This is a genomic window from Streptomyces lydicus (assembly GCF_001729485.1).
Taxonomy (GTDB): Bacteria; Actinomycetota; Actinomycetes; order Streptomycetales; family Streptomycetaceae; genus Streptomyces; species Streptomyces lydicus_D.
The window spans coordinates 6,491,870-6,506,103 of record NZ_CP017157.1 but is presented as its reverse complement, the minus strand read 5'-3'; the positions used below and the strand labels follow the sequence as shown (position 1 = coordinate 6,506,103).

13 protein-coding genes and 5 tRNA genes are annotated in these 14,234 nt (G+C 70.2%); 13 read left to right on the top strand and 5 right to left on the bottom strand.

What is annotated here, in order from left to right; translation table 11 throughout:
- Positions 1 to 250: 250 nt before the first annotated feature.
- From SL103_RS28155 to SL103_RS28140, 4 genes are all read right to left on the bottom strand, one after another.
- A complete protein-coding gene (locus SL103_RS28155; protein WP_069571709.1) occupies positions 251 to 844 on the bottom strand; it encodes a GTP-binding protein in 594 nt (197 codons plus the stop codon).
- The gene (locus SL103_RS28150) at positions 825 to 1,235 is read right to left on the bottom strand and encodes a DUF742 domain-containing protein (protein WP_033266866.1); all 411 of its coding nucleotides are present in this window, start codon (positions 1,233 to 1,235) and stop codon (positions 825 to 827) included. Before SL103_RS28150 ends, SL103_RS28155 begins: the two co-directional genes overlap by 20 nt.
- Positions 1,236 to 1,341: 106 nt before the next feature.
- On the bottom strand, positions 1,342 to 1,755 hold the full coding sequence (locus SL103_RS28145) for a roadblock/LC7 domain-containing protein (RefSeq protein ID WP_018087200.1): 414 nt from the start codon (positions 1,753 to 1,755) through the stop codon (positions 1,342 to 1,344).
- Between the two features lie 124 nt (positions 1,756 to 1,879).
- Positions 1,880 to 5,365: a nitrate- and nitrite sensing domain-containing protein gene (locus SL103_RS28140; protein WP_432215368.1), complete on the bottom strand. Its 3,486-nt coding sequence runs from the start codon at positions 5,363 to 5,365 to the stop codon at positions 1,880 to 1,882.
- A 599-nt stretch (positions 5,366 to 5,964) separates the two neighbouring features.
- On the opposite strand from SL103_RS28140, the gene SL103_RS28135 reads away from it, so the two are divergent.
- The 9 genes from SL103_RS28135 (at position 5,965) to SL103_RS28095 (ending at position 9,900) form a co-directional block, all read left to right on the top strand.
- The gene (locus SL103_RS28135; protein WP_079146024.1) at positions 5,965 to 6,156 is read left to right on the top strand and encodes a hypothetical protein; all 192 of its coding nucleotides are present in this window, start codon (positions 5,965 to 5,967) and stop codon (positions 6,154 to 6,156) included.
- Between the two features lie 84 nt (positions 6,157 to 6,240).
- Complete coding sequence (locus SL103_RS28130) at positions 6,241 to 7,002, top strand: fumarylacetoacetate hydrolase family protein (protein ID WP_069574187.1); 762 nt, start codon at positions 6,241 to 6,243, stop codon at positions 7,000 to 7,002.
- A complete protein-coding gene (gene gltX, locus SL103_RS28125) occupies positions 6,995 to 8,476 on the top strand; it encodes a glutamate--tRNA ligase (RefSeq protein ID WP_069571707.1) in 1,482 nt (493 codons plus the stop codon). The genes SL103_RS28130 and gltX overlap by 8 nt, the downstream gene beginning before the upstream one ends.
- A 96-nt stretch (positions 8,477 to 8,572) precedes the next feature.
- Complete coding sequence (locus SL103_RS28120) at positions 8,573 to 9,310, top strand: HAD family hydrolase (protein WP_069571706.1); 738 nt, start codon at positions 8,573 to 8,575, stop codon at positions 9,308 to 9,310.
- An 87-nt stretch (positions 9,311 to 9,397) separates the two neighbouring features.
- Positions 9,398 to 9,469, top strand: a tRNA-Gln gene (locus tag SL103_RS28115).
- Between the two features lie 21 nt (positions 9,470 to 9,490).
- Positions 9,491 to 9,563: transfer RNA gene (locus SL103_RS28110), tRNA-Glu, on the top strand.
- 62 nt (positions 9,564 to 9,625) lie between these two features.
- Positions 9,626 to 9,698, top strand: a tRNA-Glu gene (locus SL103_RS28105).
- 16 nt (positions 9,699 to 9,714) lie between these two features.
- A tRNA-Gln gene (locus SL103_RS28100) sits at positions 9,715 to 9,786 on the top strand.
- Positions 9,787 to 9,827: 41 nt separating this feature from the next.
- A tRNA-Glu gene (locus tag SL103_RS28095) sits at positions 9,828 to 9,900 on the top strand.
- A 229-nt stretch (positions 9,901 to 10,129) separates the two neighbouring features.
- On the opposite strand, the gene ndgR is transcribed toward SL103_RS28095, so the two are convergent.
- Positions 10,130 to 10,846 (bottom strand): IclR family transcriptional regulator NdgR, encoded by a 717-nt coding sequence (gene ndgR / locus SL103_RS28090; protein ID WP_030414225.1) that lies wholly within the window; start codon positions 10,844 to 10,846, stop codon positions 10,130 to 10,132.
- 174 nt (positions 10,847 to 11,020) lie between these two features.
- On the opposite strand from ndgR, the gene leuC reads away from it, so the two are divergent.
- From leuC to SL103_RS28070, 4 genes are all read left to right on the top strand, one after another.
- Complete coding sequence (gene leuC, locus SL103_RS28085; protein WP_069571705.1) at positions 11,021 to 12,463, top strand: 3-isopropylmalate dehydratase large subunit; 1,443 nt, start codon at positions 11,021 to 11,023, stop codon at positions 12,461 to 12,463.
- Between the two features lie 3 nt (positions 12,464 to 12,466).
- Positions 12,467 to 13,060: a 3-isopropylmalate dehydratase small subunit gene (gene leuD / locus SL103_RS28080; protein WP_069571704.1), complete on the top strand. Its 594-nt coding sequence runs from the start codon at positions 12,467 to 12,469 to the stop codon at positions 13,058 to 13,060.
- 135 nt (positions 13,061 to 13,195) lie between these two features.
- Positions 13,196 to 13,441, top strand: coding sequence for a hypothetical protein (locus SL103_RS28075; RefSeq protein ID WP_069571703.1), 246 nt, complete (start codon positions 13,196 to 13,198; stop codon positions 13,439 to 13,441).
- A gap of 125 nt (positions 13,442 to 13,566) precedes the next feature.
- Positions 13,567 to 14,229 carry an HU family DNA-binding protein gene (locus tag SL103_RS28070; RefSeq protein ID WP_069571702.1) on the top strand — a complete coding sequence of 221 codons (663 nt, stop codon included), beginning with the start codon at positions 13,567 to 13,569 and terminating at the stop codon, positions 14,227 to 14,229.
- Positions 14,230 to 14,234 lie beyond the last annotated feature (5 nt).

Below are 14,234 nucleotides of genomic sequence, written 5' to 3'. Positions count from 1 at the left end.
AAAGGGGCGTTAGGGGCGAGAGGCGCCAAAAGACAGGCGCTGTGTGCGCACAGCGAAGCCGGGCATGCGCGCGGGGTGTCGAAACCGCGCTGATTCACTGTCGAAACGTTATGAAGCAGATTTGTGGGCGTGTCGAAGGACACAGATCCACTCAAGGATGAGGGGAACCGGCCCCGGGCAGGCGACACGCCCAACGGAAGGCAACTTCCGTACGGCCCATCCCGGATGAGGCGACGGGCCGTCGGTACTCCTACTGCAGGCGGGCCATCAGCGCGTGCTCGACGAGCGTGATGAGCGCGCTCTTGGCCTCGCTGCGGTGCCGTGCGTCGGTGGTGATGATCGGGGTGCCCGGGCCGATCTGCAGCGCCTCACGCACCTCGTCGGGCGTGTAGGGCTGGTGCCCCTCGAAGCCGTTGAGGGCGATGACGAACGGCAGCCCGCTGTTCTCGAAGTAGTCGACCGCCGGGAAGCAGTCGGCCAGCCGCCGGGTGTCCACCAGCACGACCGCGCCGATCGCACCGCGGACCAAGTCGTCCCACATGAACCAGAAGCGGTCCTGACCCGGCGTACCGAACAGGTACAGGATCAGGTCCTGGTCCAGCGTGATGCGTCCGAAGTCCATCGCCACGGTCGTCGTGGTCTTGTCCTGGACGTGGCTGAGGTCGTCGATCCCCGCCGAGGCGGAGGTCATCACGGCCTCCGTACGCAGCGGATTGATCTCCGAGACGGCCCCGACGAACGTGGTCTTGCCCACGCCGAAACCGCCCGCCACCACGATCTTCGCGGACGTGGTGGAGCGGGCCGTACCCCCGTCGGTGCCGCTGTCAGAGCTTGCGAAGTCCACTGAGCACCCTCTCCAGCAAGGTCACGTCCGGCGTGCCGCCGGCCTCGCCACTGCCGCCGGGCTGGTGGATCGCCACCATGCCGGCCTCCGCCAGGTCCGCGACCAGGATCCGCGCCACACCCAGCGGGATGTGCAGCAGCGCGGAGACCTCGGCGACCGACTTCACCTCGCGGCACAGGTGGCAGATCCGCTGGTGTTCGGGCAGCAGCCCGGGCAGCTGCGAGGGGTCGGCGGTCGTGCTGACCAGCGCCTCGATGGCGAGCTGGTAGCGCGGCCGGGTCCGGCCTCCGGTCATCGCGTACGGGCGCACCAGCGGCTGGTCACCTTCGCCCCCGTACGGCGCTTGGCTGTACGCGCCGTACGGGCCGGAAGTGGCAGGTGGCGGGGTCATGGGTCCTCCGGACGGAACAGAAGATCTGTCGTCGGTCTGGGCCGGTGGGGGGTGGCGGCGGTCGAATGGGTGGTGGGGTGCTGCACGGAAAGGCGCTGCGGACGCCTCAGTGCAGCAGGCTGCCCTGGAGTTCGGCGCGCAGGTCCGGCGTCAGCACCGTCCCCGCGCGGTCGACCAGCAGGGCCATCTCGTAACCGACGAGGCCGATGTCGCACTCGGGGTGCGCCAGCACGGCCAGCGACGATCCGTCGGAGACGGACATGATGAAGAGGAAGCCGCGCTCCATCTCCACGACCGTCTGGTTGACCGTCCCGCCCTCGAAGATGCGGGAGGCGCCGGAGGTCAGCGAGGTCAGCCCGGAGGCCACCGCCGCCAACTGATCGGCACGGTCGCGCGGGAAGCCCTCGGACATCGCGAGGAGCAGCCCGTCCGCGGAGACCACCACCGTGTGTGACACCCCGGGGGTGTTGTCCACGAAGTTGGTGATCAACCAGTTCAGATTCTGCGCCGCCTGGCTCATCGGACTCAACTAACGCTCCTGCTGGTGTGTGGGATCGACAATGCCGTGGTTGCCGGTGCTCGACGTCCCGGCCTGCCGGCCCTGCTGGATACCCCGACGGAGATTGGTCAGCCGCCCGCGCACGTCACCGGGCGCGCGCGAGACCTGGGGACCGCTCTGTTGGGGCTGCTGTTGCTGCGCGGTGCCCGCGACGAGGTTCGCACGGGGGACCCGGCGGGGCAGACCGGAGGTGGTGACACCGCCGGAGGCCGGCTGGCGGATCTGCTCCGCCTGCCGCCAGGTCTCGTCGTTCGGCGAGCTCCGCCACTGCGCGGCGGCGTCGGGCTGCGCTCCGTTGCGCGCGCCGTTGACGGGTGCCTCGGCGCGCCCGCCGGACTCCTGCCCGGTGCCCCGGCGGGGCAGCTGCGACGACTCGGCGCGGCCCGCCGGTTCTCCCGCGTCGGTGCCCTGCGGGGGCACCCCGGCAGCGCCCGCCGCCGGGTGGTTGAACCAGTCGGACTCGATCGTGTCGAAGATCGGCGTACGGCCGTCCCCGGGACCGGCGTCCGCGCCGCCGAGCACGTCCTCGGACGGGCCGCGGTCCTGCTGCTGCGGCACCGGGAACTGCCCGGTGGCCTGCACCTCGTCGGGGTACCCGGCGCGCTCGCCGGCCGGCCGCTGGAACTGCCGGGTGTCGAGCTGCCCGGTCTGGTACGGGTCGTCCTCGGCCGCGGGCGGCTGGAACCGCTCCGTCTCGTACCGGCCGGTGTCGTACTGGTCCGGACCGCTGCCGGGCCGGGCGAACCGGCCGGTGTCCTCGGCGCCGTCGGCGGCACCCCGGCCGGCCGGACGGCCGCCCTGCGAGCCGTCCGCGGCGGGCGGCGGGCCGTTGAAGTCGGGACGGGCGAACGCCGCGGTGTCGCCGGGGCCACCGCCCGGAGCGGGCCGCTCGAAGCTGCCGGTGCTCTCGGGCCTCCTCGTGGCCGCGCGGCTGGTCCTGTGCCTCGCGGGGCGCCAGCGGCCAGTCGTCGGCACCGCCGCGCTCACGGCGGGCGCCCCAGCTCGTACCGCCGGGCTGCTGGCCGGACCCGCTGTCCTGGCCGCCCCGGGGAGCGTGCTGCGGACCGCCGGGCAGTTCGGCCGCGGCGTTGCGCGGCGGCAGCTGCGGACGCTCCTCACGGCGCGGCGCACCGGTCGGCGGCGCCACGGTGGGCGTCGAGCCGGCGTCCGCACCACGGGTGGGCAGCGACGGGCGCTGGCCACCGGGACGGCCCGCGGCGGGCGCACCCTGGGAGCCGGCGGCGGGCGGCGTCGGACGCCCGCCCGGCGCGGGGGAGTTGAACGTGTTGGGGGCGCCGCCGCCCGGGCCGCCGCGACCGGGCAGCGCGGGGCGCCCGGCCGCCGGTCCGGAGCCGACCTGGCCGCGCGGCTGGAGCCCCGCGAGCCGGCTGGAGGGCGTGCCGCCGGACTCGCCGGCGCCGCCCTTGGCGTTGCTCGGCGCCGGCTTCTTGCCGCCCTGGGCGACGTCGACCGGCAGCATGACCAGCGCGGTGGTGCCGCCGGAGTCGGAGGGCCGCAGCTGGATGCGGATGCCGTGCCGCAGCGAAAGGCGGCCGACCACGAACAGACCCATCCGGCGGGACACCGAGACGTCCACGGTCGGCGGGCTGGCCAGCCGCTCGTTGATCGCCGACAGGTCCTCGGGCGACAGGCCGATGCCGGTGTCGTGGATCTCGACCAGCACCCGGCCGTCGGGCAGGGCGTGGCCGGTGACCTTGACCTTGGTCTGCGGCGAGGAGAACGAGGTGGCGTTCTCCAGCAGCTCGGCGAGCAGGTGCACGAGGTCGTTGACGACCCGGCCGGCGACCTCGGTCTGCGGTACGGCGTTGAGCTCGATGCGCTCGTACTGCTCCACCTCGGAGGCGGCGGCACGGAGGACGTCGACCAGCGGCACCGGCCGCGTCCACCGGCGCCCCGGCTCCTCACCGGCGAGGACCAGGAGGTTCTCGCCGTTACGGCGCATGCGGGTGGCGAGGTGGTCGAGCTTGAACAGCGAGGACAGCTGGTCCGGGTCGGCCTCGCGGGACTCCAGCTCGGAGATCAGCGACAGCTGGCGCTGGATCAGGCCCTGGCTGCGGCGCGAGAGGTTGGTGAACATCGCGTTGTCGTTGCCCCGGAGCAGCGCCTGCTCGGAGGCGAGGCGGACCGCCTCGCGGTGCACGTCGTCGAAGGCCGCGGCCACCCGGCCGATCTCGTCCCGGCTGTGCACACCGACCGACTCGACGGAGGTGTCCACGTCCTGCGGGTCGGACTCGGACAGCTGCTTGACCAGCTCGGGCAGCCGGTCCTGGGCGACCTTCTGGGCGGTGTCCTGGAGCCGGCGCAGCGAGCGGACCATGGACCGCGCCACGACGAAGGCGCCGACCAGCGAGACGCCGAGGACGAGGAGGATCACCGCACCGTTGAGGATGGCGTCCTGCGTGGCCTCGTTGCGCAGCTCGCGGGACTTCTGCTCCATCTCGGAGAGCAGGCTGGTCTCGATCCGCGACATCTCGTCGATCTTGACGGTGTCGGAGTCGTACCAGTCGAGGTACCGGTAGTCCTGGCTGCGGATGCCGGAGCCGCTGGCGAAGGCGCGGTGCGCGAAGGCGACCGCGGCCTTGATCTCGTCGTTGTTGCCGTCCAGGCCGCGGGTGAGCGCGCCGGCGTTGTTGGCGTAGATCTGCTGGAAGCGGTCGCGGGCCGCCTTCTCGCTGTCCTCGGCGTTACGGCCGGCCAGCCGGTCGTTGGAGGAGAGCTGGGGGCCGCCGGAATGGGCGAGGCCGGCACTGACCAGGGCCCGCTGGATCGACGCGTACTCCTTGGCCGACGAGAACGCCGCCAGCGCACGGGTCGAGCGGATCATCTCCGGGTTGCTGGTCGCCTGCGCCATGTCCTGGGAGAGCGACAGCAGCGAGTTGATCAGCTGGTTGTAGCTGGTGACGGTCCGCGCGGCGTTGTTGTCGTCCTTGTACGCGTTGGCGCGGATCTCGTTGAGGGTGTTCAGCTGCCGGGTGATCTCCAGGACGGTCGCCCGGACACCGGCCATCGTGGCGTCCTGGCCCCGGATGTCGTCGGTGGCCTGGTTGAACTTCAGCTTGGCGTGGTCGGTCGCCTCGCGGGGCGCGACCACGTTCGCGTCGTCCTTGACGTTGCCGCTGCCGGCCAGCGGACCGGCCGACTTGTCCCGCTCGACCTGCAACGCGTCGGCGAGCTCGGTCGCCTGGCGGGTCATCTCGGTGAGCAGCTGCATCTTGTCCAGCTGGTCGATGTTCTCCAGCTGCGTGGCGATGCGCATGCCGCCCAGCGTGGTCGCGGCGACCACCGGGAGCGCGAGCAGGGAGACCAGGCGGGTGCTGATGCGCCAGTTGCGCAGCGCTATTCGCGAGCCGGGCCCGCTGGGGCCCTTCGCCGCCTTGGGCTGGCTCTCGGTGCCCTCACCGCCCGGCGCCTGGCCGCTCACGTCGGTGGGCAAGGTGCCACCGGCGGAGCCGTTGCTGCGGTCGCGCTGGGGCGAGGAGGCGCGGTCGGTTCCGCCGCGCAGCTCCGGGTCCGCCGCAGCGCTGCCATCCCTCTTGAAACGTCCCTGCACTAGCGTCGCAACCTCTGGACCAGGCGTCCCACCTCGGCGGGACGGTGTCGAGTCGTGTCGGAGACCGCGAAGTCCCCTCATGGCGGTCGTGAAGTGACCGGCGGGCTGCCCCCTCTGGCCGAGAGAGCGGCACCACCGCGCGGCGCGACTTTGCGCCCTGCGCGCCGGCTGAAACGTGCGGCGGTCCGTGGAATTCCAGCACAGTGCAGGATCTCCAACAAGAGCGGAGCCGCTCGCTGTGACTTGGGTGACGCAATGTACGGAGCGCGTTACGACTTGTACAAGGTACTGCAGCAAATACCGGACTTTTACCCCCGAACCGACCGTCCGGACCGGCTGTCCCAGGTGCGGTGATCGGGAGCGGAACGTTCGCTTCAATCCGCCATTGTCCGATTCGCCCAGGGTTGTTGATCATGGGAAATGCGGCATTTGTCGCACGGGTGGTGAGCAAACTCACAGGAAGATCGACGAGTTCCCCACCACTTCGGAGGGAATGGCGCGCATAGCCTGACGCTTTACATGGTTGCCCGATACGACAAGGCAGCTTTCCGCAACGGCTTTTCCGCCGTCCGAGACCCGACCACGCGAGGCATGCAGCAGTGAAGACGACGATGATGTTCCGCAACATAGCCAACCCGCGGCGCACCACCCTGGCCCACCTCAAGGACGCCGACGAGCTCGCCGGCGCGGCCCCCGAGGTCCCGAAGCACACCGTCGAACTGCCCACGCAGACCGCCAACCCCCGCCGCACCGTCCTGATGGTCGCCCCCGAGCAGGACGTACCGGCGTAAGCGGCGCAGCGGAGCGGCCGGGCCCCCCGCGATAGCCTGGAGTGTCAACTCCGGTCAATGATCAATGAGGGGCAGCGGCAACCCGTGCGCATCGCCAGATTCTCCATCGACGGCAACGTCGGCTTCGGCGTCGTCGAAGACGACGCACTCGACGTCATCAAGGGGCATCCCTTCGCGGAATTCGAGCGCTCGGGACAAAAGGTCCCCCTCGACAAGGTCCGGCTGCTGCCGCCCGTCCTGCCCAACAAGGTCGTGGGCGTGGGCCGCAACTACGCCGAACACGCCGCCGAGCTGGGCAACGCCGTCCCGGACGTACCGGTCACCTTCTTCAAGCCGTCCACCTCGGTGATCGGCCCCGGCGACCCCATCGCGTACCCCTCCTTCTCCCAGGAGGTGCACCACGAGGCCGAGCTCGCCGTCGTGATCGGCCGGATGTGCCGCGAGGTGCCCCGCGAGCGCGTCAAGGACGTCATCCTCGGCTACACCTGCGCCAACGACGTCACCGCGCGCGACGTCCAGCAGCGCGAGAAGCAGTGGGCCCGGGCCAAGGGCTTCGACAGCTCCTGCCCGCTCGGCCCCTGGGTCGAGACCGAGCTGGACCCCGCCGACCTCACCATCCAGTGCACGGTCAACGGCGAGCAGCGCCAGCTCGGCCGCACGAGCGACATGGTCCGCCCGATCGAGGACCTGATCGTCCACATCACCGAGGCGATGACGCTGCTTCCCGGCGACGTCATCCTCACGGGCACCCCGGCCGGGGTCGGCCCCCTCAACGTCGGCGACGAGGTCGCCGTCACCATCGAAGGCATCGGCACTCTCACCAACAAGGTGATCAAGCGTGGCTAACGCGACCCCCGTCCGCGTCCGTTTCTGTCCCTCCCCGACCGGTAACCCCCACGTCGGCCTGATCCGTACGGCCCTGTTCAACTGGGCCTACGCGCGCCACAACAAGGGCACCCTGGTCTTCCGCATCGAGGACACCGACGCGGCCCGCGACTCCGAGGAGTCCTACAACCAGCTGCTGGACTCGTTCCACTGGCTCGGATTCGACTGGGACGAGGGCCCCGAGGTCGGCGGCCCGCACGCGCCGTACCGCCAGTCGCAGCGGATGGACCTCTACAAGGACATCGCCGACAAGCTCCTCGCGGGCGGCTACGCCTACCACTGCTACTGCACCACCGAGGAGCTCGACGAGCGCCGCGAGGCCGCCCGCCAGGCCGGCCGGCCCTCCGGCTACGACGGCACCTGCCGGGAGCTGACCGCCGAGCAGAAGGCCGCCTACGAGGCCGAGGGCCGCAGCTCCATCGTCCGCTTCCGGATGCCCGACGCGCCGATCACCTTCAACGACCTGGTGCGCGGCGAGCTGACCTTCACCCCGGAGAACGTCCCGGACTACGGCATCGTCCGCGCCAACGGCGCGCCGCTGTACACCCTGGTCAACCCGGTCGACGACGCCCTGATGGGGATCACCCACGTCCTGCGCGGCGAGGACCTGCTCTCCTCCACCCCCCGCCAGATCGCTCTCTACCGGGCGCTGATCGAGCTGGGCATCGCCGAGGAGATCCCCGCCTTCGGCCACCTGCCGTACGTCATGGGCGAGGGCAACAAGAAGCTCTCCAAGCGCGACCCGCAGGCGTCCCTCAACCTCTACCGCGAGCGCGGCTTCCTCCCCGAGGGCCTGCTGAACTACCTCGCCCTCCTGGGCTGGTCGTTCTCGGCGGACCAGGACCTCTTCACCGTGCCCGAGCTGATCGAGAAGTTCGACATCGCGGACGTCAACGCGAACCCGGCCCGCTTCGACCTGAAGAAGGCCGAGGCGATCAACGCCGACCACATCCGGCGGCTGGACGGCGAGGACTTCATCAAGCGGTGCGAGCCCTGGCTGAAGGCCCCGTTCGCCAACTGGGCGCCCGAGGACTTCGACGAGGCCGCCTGGCGCGCCATCGCCCCGCACGCCCAGACCCGCGTCACCGTCCTGTCCGACATCACCGCCAACGTCGACTTCCTGTTCCTCAAGGAGCCGGTGGAGGACGAGGCGTCCTGGACCAAGGCGATGAAGGGCGACCCGGTCGCCCTGCTGACCACCGCCCGGGCCAAGCTCGACGCCGCCGACTGGAATGCCGGCCCCGAGCCCCTCAAGGAGGCCGTCCTGGCCGCCGGCGAGGAGCACGGCCTCAAGCTCGGCAAGGCGCAGGCCCCCGTCCGGGTGGCCGTCACCGGCCGCACCGTCGGCCTGCCCCTGTTCGAGTCCCTGGAGGTCCTGGGCAAGGAGCGCACCCTCCAGCGCATCGACGCCGCCCTGGCCAAGCTGGCCGGCTGAGTTCCGTACGCACGCCTCCGGGCCCGGACACCGCACGGTGTCCGGGCCCGCGGCATTCCCCGGCGGCACCTCCGGGCGGGCCGCTAGATTGCTCCTATGGCCCTTCGCGCCGTCCTGTGGGACATCGACGACACCCTCTTCGACTACACCGGGTCGGACCGGGCCGGTGCGCTGCGCCACCTCCGGGAGGAGGGGCTGCTGGCCGCGTACGGCGGGGAGGAGGCGGCGCTGGCCCGCTGGCGCCACGCCATGGAGACCGAATTCGCCCGGTTCCTCGCCGGCGAGGTGGGGTTCCTCGACCACCGCAGGGCCCGCGCCCGGACCTTCCTGGGCAGGACGCTGAGCGACGAGGAGGCGGACGCCTGGTTCGGTCGGTACATCGCGCACTACGAGGCGTCCTGGGTGCTCTTCCCGGACTCCCTGCCCGCCCTGGAGGCGCTGGCCCCGCTGCTCCGGCAGGCGGTGCTGTCCAACTCCTCCACCGCCAACCAGGAGCGCAAGCTGGTCGCGCTGGGGATCAGGGCCCGCTTCGAGGCCGTGCTGTGCGCGGACGAGCTGGGGCACGCCAAGCCCGCCGCCGAGGCGTTCGCGAGCGCCTGCGCGGCCCTGGGGCTCGCCGCCGAGGAGGTCGTCTACGTAGGGGACCGGCTGGACATCGATGCGCTGGGCGCCCGGGACGCCGGGCTGGCCGCCGTCTGGCTGGACCGCACGGGCGAGGGGGGCGAGGCGGGCGCGGAGCTGCCGCCGGGGGTGCGGCGGATCGCGAGCCTGGCGGAGCTCCCCGAGCTGTTGCGCGGAGTTATCGGTTTTGGAGCCCCGTCCACGATCAGGTAATGTTCTTCCTGCGCCGCCCGAGAGGGCCGAGAGGCCCGGCCGGGAGGCGCAGATCAAATCAGCCCCCTCCAGGGGGTTGCGCTTTGATGGCCTATGGTGTAATTGGCAGCACGACTGATTCTGGTTCAGTTAGTCTAGGTTCGAGTCCTGGTAGGCCAGCTCGCAGAGCTCATCTGCAAAGCCCCCGTTGTGTAGCGGCCTAGCACGCTGCCCTCTCAAGGCAGTAGCGCCGGTTCGAATCCGGTCGGGGGTACAGATCCTTCCCAGGGAGACAGTCCGGGTCGCACCCGCTGCCTCTCATGCAGGATCGCTAGGGCCCCCGTTGTGTAGCGGCCTAGCACGCCGCCCTCTCAAGGCGGTAGCGCCGGTTCGAATCCGGTCGGGGGTACTGGTCTAAACCACCATGGGCTATGGTGTAATTGGCAGCACGAGTGATTCTGGTTCATTTAGTCTAGGTTCGAGTCCTGGTAGCCCAGCGCAGCGTGTCCTCGCGACAGGCTCAACTGCAGGAAAACTTGCCCCCGTTGTGTAGCGGCCTAGCACGCCGCCCTCTCAAGGCGGTAGCGCCGGTTCGAATCCGGTCGGGGGTACGCAAAGGGAAGGCCCTCCGCATCACGCGGGGGGCCTTTTCCCGTTAACCGCCTTCTCCGAAGAGCCTGTTGGGGCGGCGGCCGCTCGCGCGGGCAGTGCTTGATCGTGACGGTGGACGCCCCGCTGTGCCCGGCCGGTCGCCCTTCCTTCGGACGGGCGGTGCCGCGCCTGCTGTGCGTACGGGACGGCCCCGTACGGAGCGGTCCGTACGGGGCCGGGTGTGGTGGGTCAGCCGTTGCGCCGCAGGCCCTCGGAGAGGCGGGCGGCGGCGTCGATGACCGCCTGGGCGTGCATCCGGCCCGGGTGGCGGGTCAGCCGCTCGATCGGGCCGGAGACCGACACGGCGGCCACCACGCGGTTCGAGGGGCCCCGTACGGGTGCGGAGACGGAGGCCACGCCGGGCTCCCGCTCGCCGATCGACTGGGCCCAGCCGCGGCGCCGTACGCCGGACAGCGCGGTCGCCGTGAAGCGCGCGCCCTGCAGGCCGCGGTGCAGCCGCTCGGGCTCTTCCCAGGCCATCAGGATCTGGGCCGCCGAGCCGGCCTTCATCGGGAGCGTGGAGCCGACCGGGACGGTGTCCCGCAGTCCGGACAGCCGTTCCGCGGCCGCCACGCAGATCCGCATGTCGCCCTGCCGTCGATAGAGCTGGGCGCTCTCGCCCGTCACATCGCGCAGGTGGGTGAGTACCGGTCCGGCCGTGGCGAGCAGGCGGTCCTCGCCGGCCGCCGCGGCCAGCTCGGAGAGCCGCGGGCCCAGGATGAACCGGCCCTGCATGTCCCTCGCCACCATCCGGTGGTGTTCCAGTGCCACGGCCAGCCGGTGGGCCGTGGGTCGTGCGAGCCCTGTCGCCGCGACCAGCCCGGCGAGGGTGGCCGGACCGGACTCCAGGGCGCTCAAAACCAGAGCTGCCTTGTCGAGAACGCCGACGCCGCTAGAGTTGTCCATGCAACGATACTCACGTCTCACACTGTGAAACGCAAGTTCAATTTTCCAGGGAAGTCGTCAGTCTGTAGATGTGGCCCTCGACCAGGGCCCCGCGTAAGGCCCGGCAGGGGGATATCTGCGGGCACCACGCATGGACGAGCAAGGCCGGCACAGTGGCCGGCCGGAGGGAAAGCGATGGGACGGACACTCGCGGAGAAGGTCTGGGACGACCATGTCGTCCGGCGCGCGGAAGGCGAGCCCGACCTCCTCTTCATTGATCTGCACCTGCTGCACGAGGTCACCAGCCCGCAGGCGTTCGACGGCCTCCGCAAGGCCGGCCGCCAGGTGCGCCGCACGGATCTGACCATCGCCACCGAGGACCACAACACCCCGACCCTCGACATCGACAAGCCGATCGCCGACCCGGTCTCGCGCACCCAGCTGGAGACGCTGCGCAAGAACTGCGCCGAGTTCGGGGTCCGGCTGCACCCGCTGGGCGACGTCGAGCAGGGTGTCGTCCACGTCGTGGGGCCGCAGTTGGGGCTGACCCAGCCCGGCACCACCGTGGTCTGCGGTGACAGCCACACCTCCACCCACGGAGCCTTCGGCGCGCTGGCGTTCGGCATCGGCACCAGCCAGGTCGAGCACGTCCTGGCGACCCAGACGCTGCCGCTGGCCCCCTTCAAGACCATGGCGATCACGGTCGACGGTGAGCTGCCCGAGGGCGTCACCGCCAAGGACCTGATCCTGGCGATCATCGCCAAGATCGGCACCGGCGGCGGCCAGGGCTACGTCCTGGAGTACCGCGGCCCGGCCATCGAGAAACTGTCGATGGAAGCCCGGATGACCATCTGCAACATGTCGATCGAGGCGGGCGCCCGGGCCGGCATGATCGCCCCCGACCGCACCACCTTCGACTACCTCCAGGGCCGCGACCACGCCCCCGAGGGCGAGGACTGGGACGCGGCGGTCGAGTACTGGAAGACGCTGCGCACCGACGACGACGCGGTCTTCGACGCCGAGGTCTACATCGACGCCTCCGCGCTGTCGCCGTTCGTCACCTGGGGCACCAACCCCGGCCAGGGTGCGCCGCTTTCGGCGAACGTCCCCGACCCGGCTTCGTACGAGGACGCCTCGGAGCGCCACGCCGCCGAAAAGGCCCTGGAGTACATGGGGTTGACGGCGGGTCAGCCGCTGCGCGAGATCAGCGTGGACACCGTCTTCGTAGGTTCGTGCACCAACGGCCGCATCGAGGACCTGCGCTCCGCGGCCTCGATCCTGCAGGGCCGCAAGGTCGCCGACGGCGTACGGATGCTGATCGTCCCCGGTTCGGTGCGGGTCTCCCTGGAGGCCGTCGCCGAGGGCCTGGACAAGGTCTTCACCGAGGCGGGCGCCGAATGGCGGCACGCGGGCTGCTCGATGTGCCTGGGCATGAACCCCGACCAGCTGGCGCCCGGTGAGCGCTCCGCGTCCACCTCCAACCGCAACTTCGAGGGCCGCCAGGGCAAGGGCGGTCGTACGCACCTGGTCTCGCCGCAGGTCGCCGCCGCAACAGCGGTTCTCGGCCATCTGGCCTCACCGGCCGACCTGGCCGCCACGGCCGGCCAGTCCGACGTCGCCACGCCCGCGGGAGTCTGAACCATGGAAGCTTTCACCACCCACACCGGCCGGGCCGTCCCGCTGCGCCGCAGCAACGTCGACACCGACCAGATCATCCCGGCCCACTGGCTGAAGAAGGTCACCCGCGACGGCTTCGAGGACGGGCTCTTCGAGGCGTGGCGCAAGGACCCCGAGTTCGTCCTCAACCAGGCGCGGCACAAGGGCGCCACGGTGCTGGTCGCCGGCCCCGACTTCGGCACCGGCTCCTCGCGTGAGCACGCGGTCTGGGCCCTGCAGAACTACGGCTTCAAGGCCGTCATCTCGTCGCGGTTCGCGGACATCTTCCGTGGCAACTCCCTCAAGAACGGCCTGCTGACGGTGGTGCTGCCGCAGGAGACCGTGGAGCGGCTGCAGAAGCTGGTGGAGGCCGACCCGGCCGCCGAGGTGACCGTCGACCTCGTTTCCCGGCAGGTCCGCGCCGAGGGCGTCACCGCCGACTTCGAGCTGGACGAGAACGCTCGTTGGCGTCTGCTGGAGGGGCTGGACGACATCAGCCTCACCCTTCGGGAGGAGTCCTCGATCGTGGCGTACGAGGCAAATCGCCCGTCATTCAAGCCGCGTACGATCGAGGTCTGACCTCGGGTTTTTGGCTCAAAGCGTTATTGCGTACGATGCGCCCCCTGTGCAGTTGGCAGGGGGCGCATCCGTGTGTGGAGGCGGCTGTTGAGGCCCCGTGAAGCGACAACTCGCCGCAGATGGCACAATTAGCGCATGGAACGCGACGACCAACTCGAGCTCTACGGTCTCGTCGCCGACCGACTCAAGGACGCACACGCAAGAGTGCGGACACTGCAAGTCCCGGAGGGCGTACGGATGGCGCTGACCCGGAAGCTGCTCGTCATCACGGCCGCGGCTAAACATGATCTTGCGGACGCGGCAAGGCGTCTGGAGTGGTTCATGGAAGACCTCGACGAAGGTCGTTACCCCGAAGATGTGCACACCGACGGAAGTCCGTGAAGGTCGAGTTCGTTGCGGCACAAGGGTGATTAGCCCGTTTCGTGTTTGATTTGCGGTATATATCTGCCTAACGTGCGAAAAAGCTTGGAAACTTTCCTTCCAGCAATGTCTCCGAAGGGGAAGACGTGAACAAGGCGCAGCTCGTAGAAGCCATTGCCGACAAGGTCGGCGGCCGACAGGCCGCCGCAGACGCGGTTGACGCAGTGCTGGACGCAATCGTCCGCGCAGTGGTCAACGGCGACCGCGTTTCGGTCACCGGATTCGGCTCGTTCGAGAAGGTCGACCGCCCGGCCCGCTACGCCCGCAACCCGCAGACGGGTGAGCGCGTGCGGGTCAAGAAGACCTCGGTGCCGCGTTTCCGCGCCGGTCAGGGCTTCAAGGACCTGGTGAGCGGTTCGAAGAAGCTCCCCAAGGGCGGCGAGGTGTCCGTCAAGAAGGCCCCCAAGGGCAGCCTCACCGGCGGCGCCGCCATCAAGAAGGCCGCCGCGAAGAAGGCCACCGCCAAGAAGGCGGCCGCCAAGAAGACGACGGCTAAGAAGGCGACGGCGAAGAAGACCACCGCCGCGAAGAAGGTCACCGCGAAGAAGGCCACGCCGGCGAAGAAGACCGCCACGGCGAAGAAGGCCGCCGCCAAGAAGGCCACGCCGGCGAAGAAGACCGCCACGGCGAAGAAGGCCACGGCGAAGAAGACCGCCCCCGCCAAGAAGGCCACCGCCAAGAAGGCCCCTGCCAAGAAGGCCACCGCGCGCAAGACCACCGCGAAGAAGACCACCGCTCGCAAGCGGTGACCACA

Coding starts and splice junctions, on each gene's coding strand:
- leuC (WP_069571705.1), top strand. CDS start 11,021: ATGGGACGGACACTCGCGGAGAAGGTCTGGGACGACCATGTCGTCCGG.
- SL103_RS28075 (WP_069571703.1), top strand. CDS start 13,196: ATGGAACGCGACGACCAACTCGAGCTCTACGGTCTCGTCGCCGACCGA.
- SL103_RS28120 (WP_069571706.1), top strand. CDS start 8,573: ATGGCCCTTCGCGCCGTCCTGTGGGACATCGACGACACCCTCTTCGAC.
- leuD (WP_069571704.1), top strand. CDS start 12,467: ATGGAAGCTTTCACCACCCACACCGGCCGGGCCGTCCCGCTGCGCCGC.
- SL103_RS28150 (WP_033266866.1), bottom strand. CDS start 1,235: ATGACCCCGCCACCTGCCACTTCCGGCCCGTACGGCGCGTACAGCCAA.
- SL103_RS28145 (WP_018087200.1), bottom strand. CDS start 1,755: ATGAGCCAGGCGGCGCAGAATCTGAACTGGTTGATCACCAACTTCGTG.
- ndgR (WP_030414225.1), bottom strand. CDS start 10,846: ATGGACAACTCTAGCGGCGTCGGCGTTCTCGACAAGGCAGCTCTGGTT.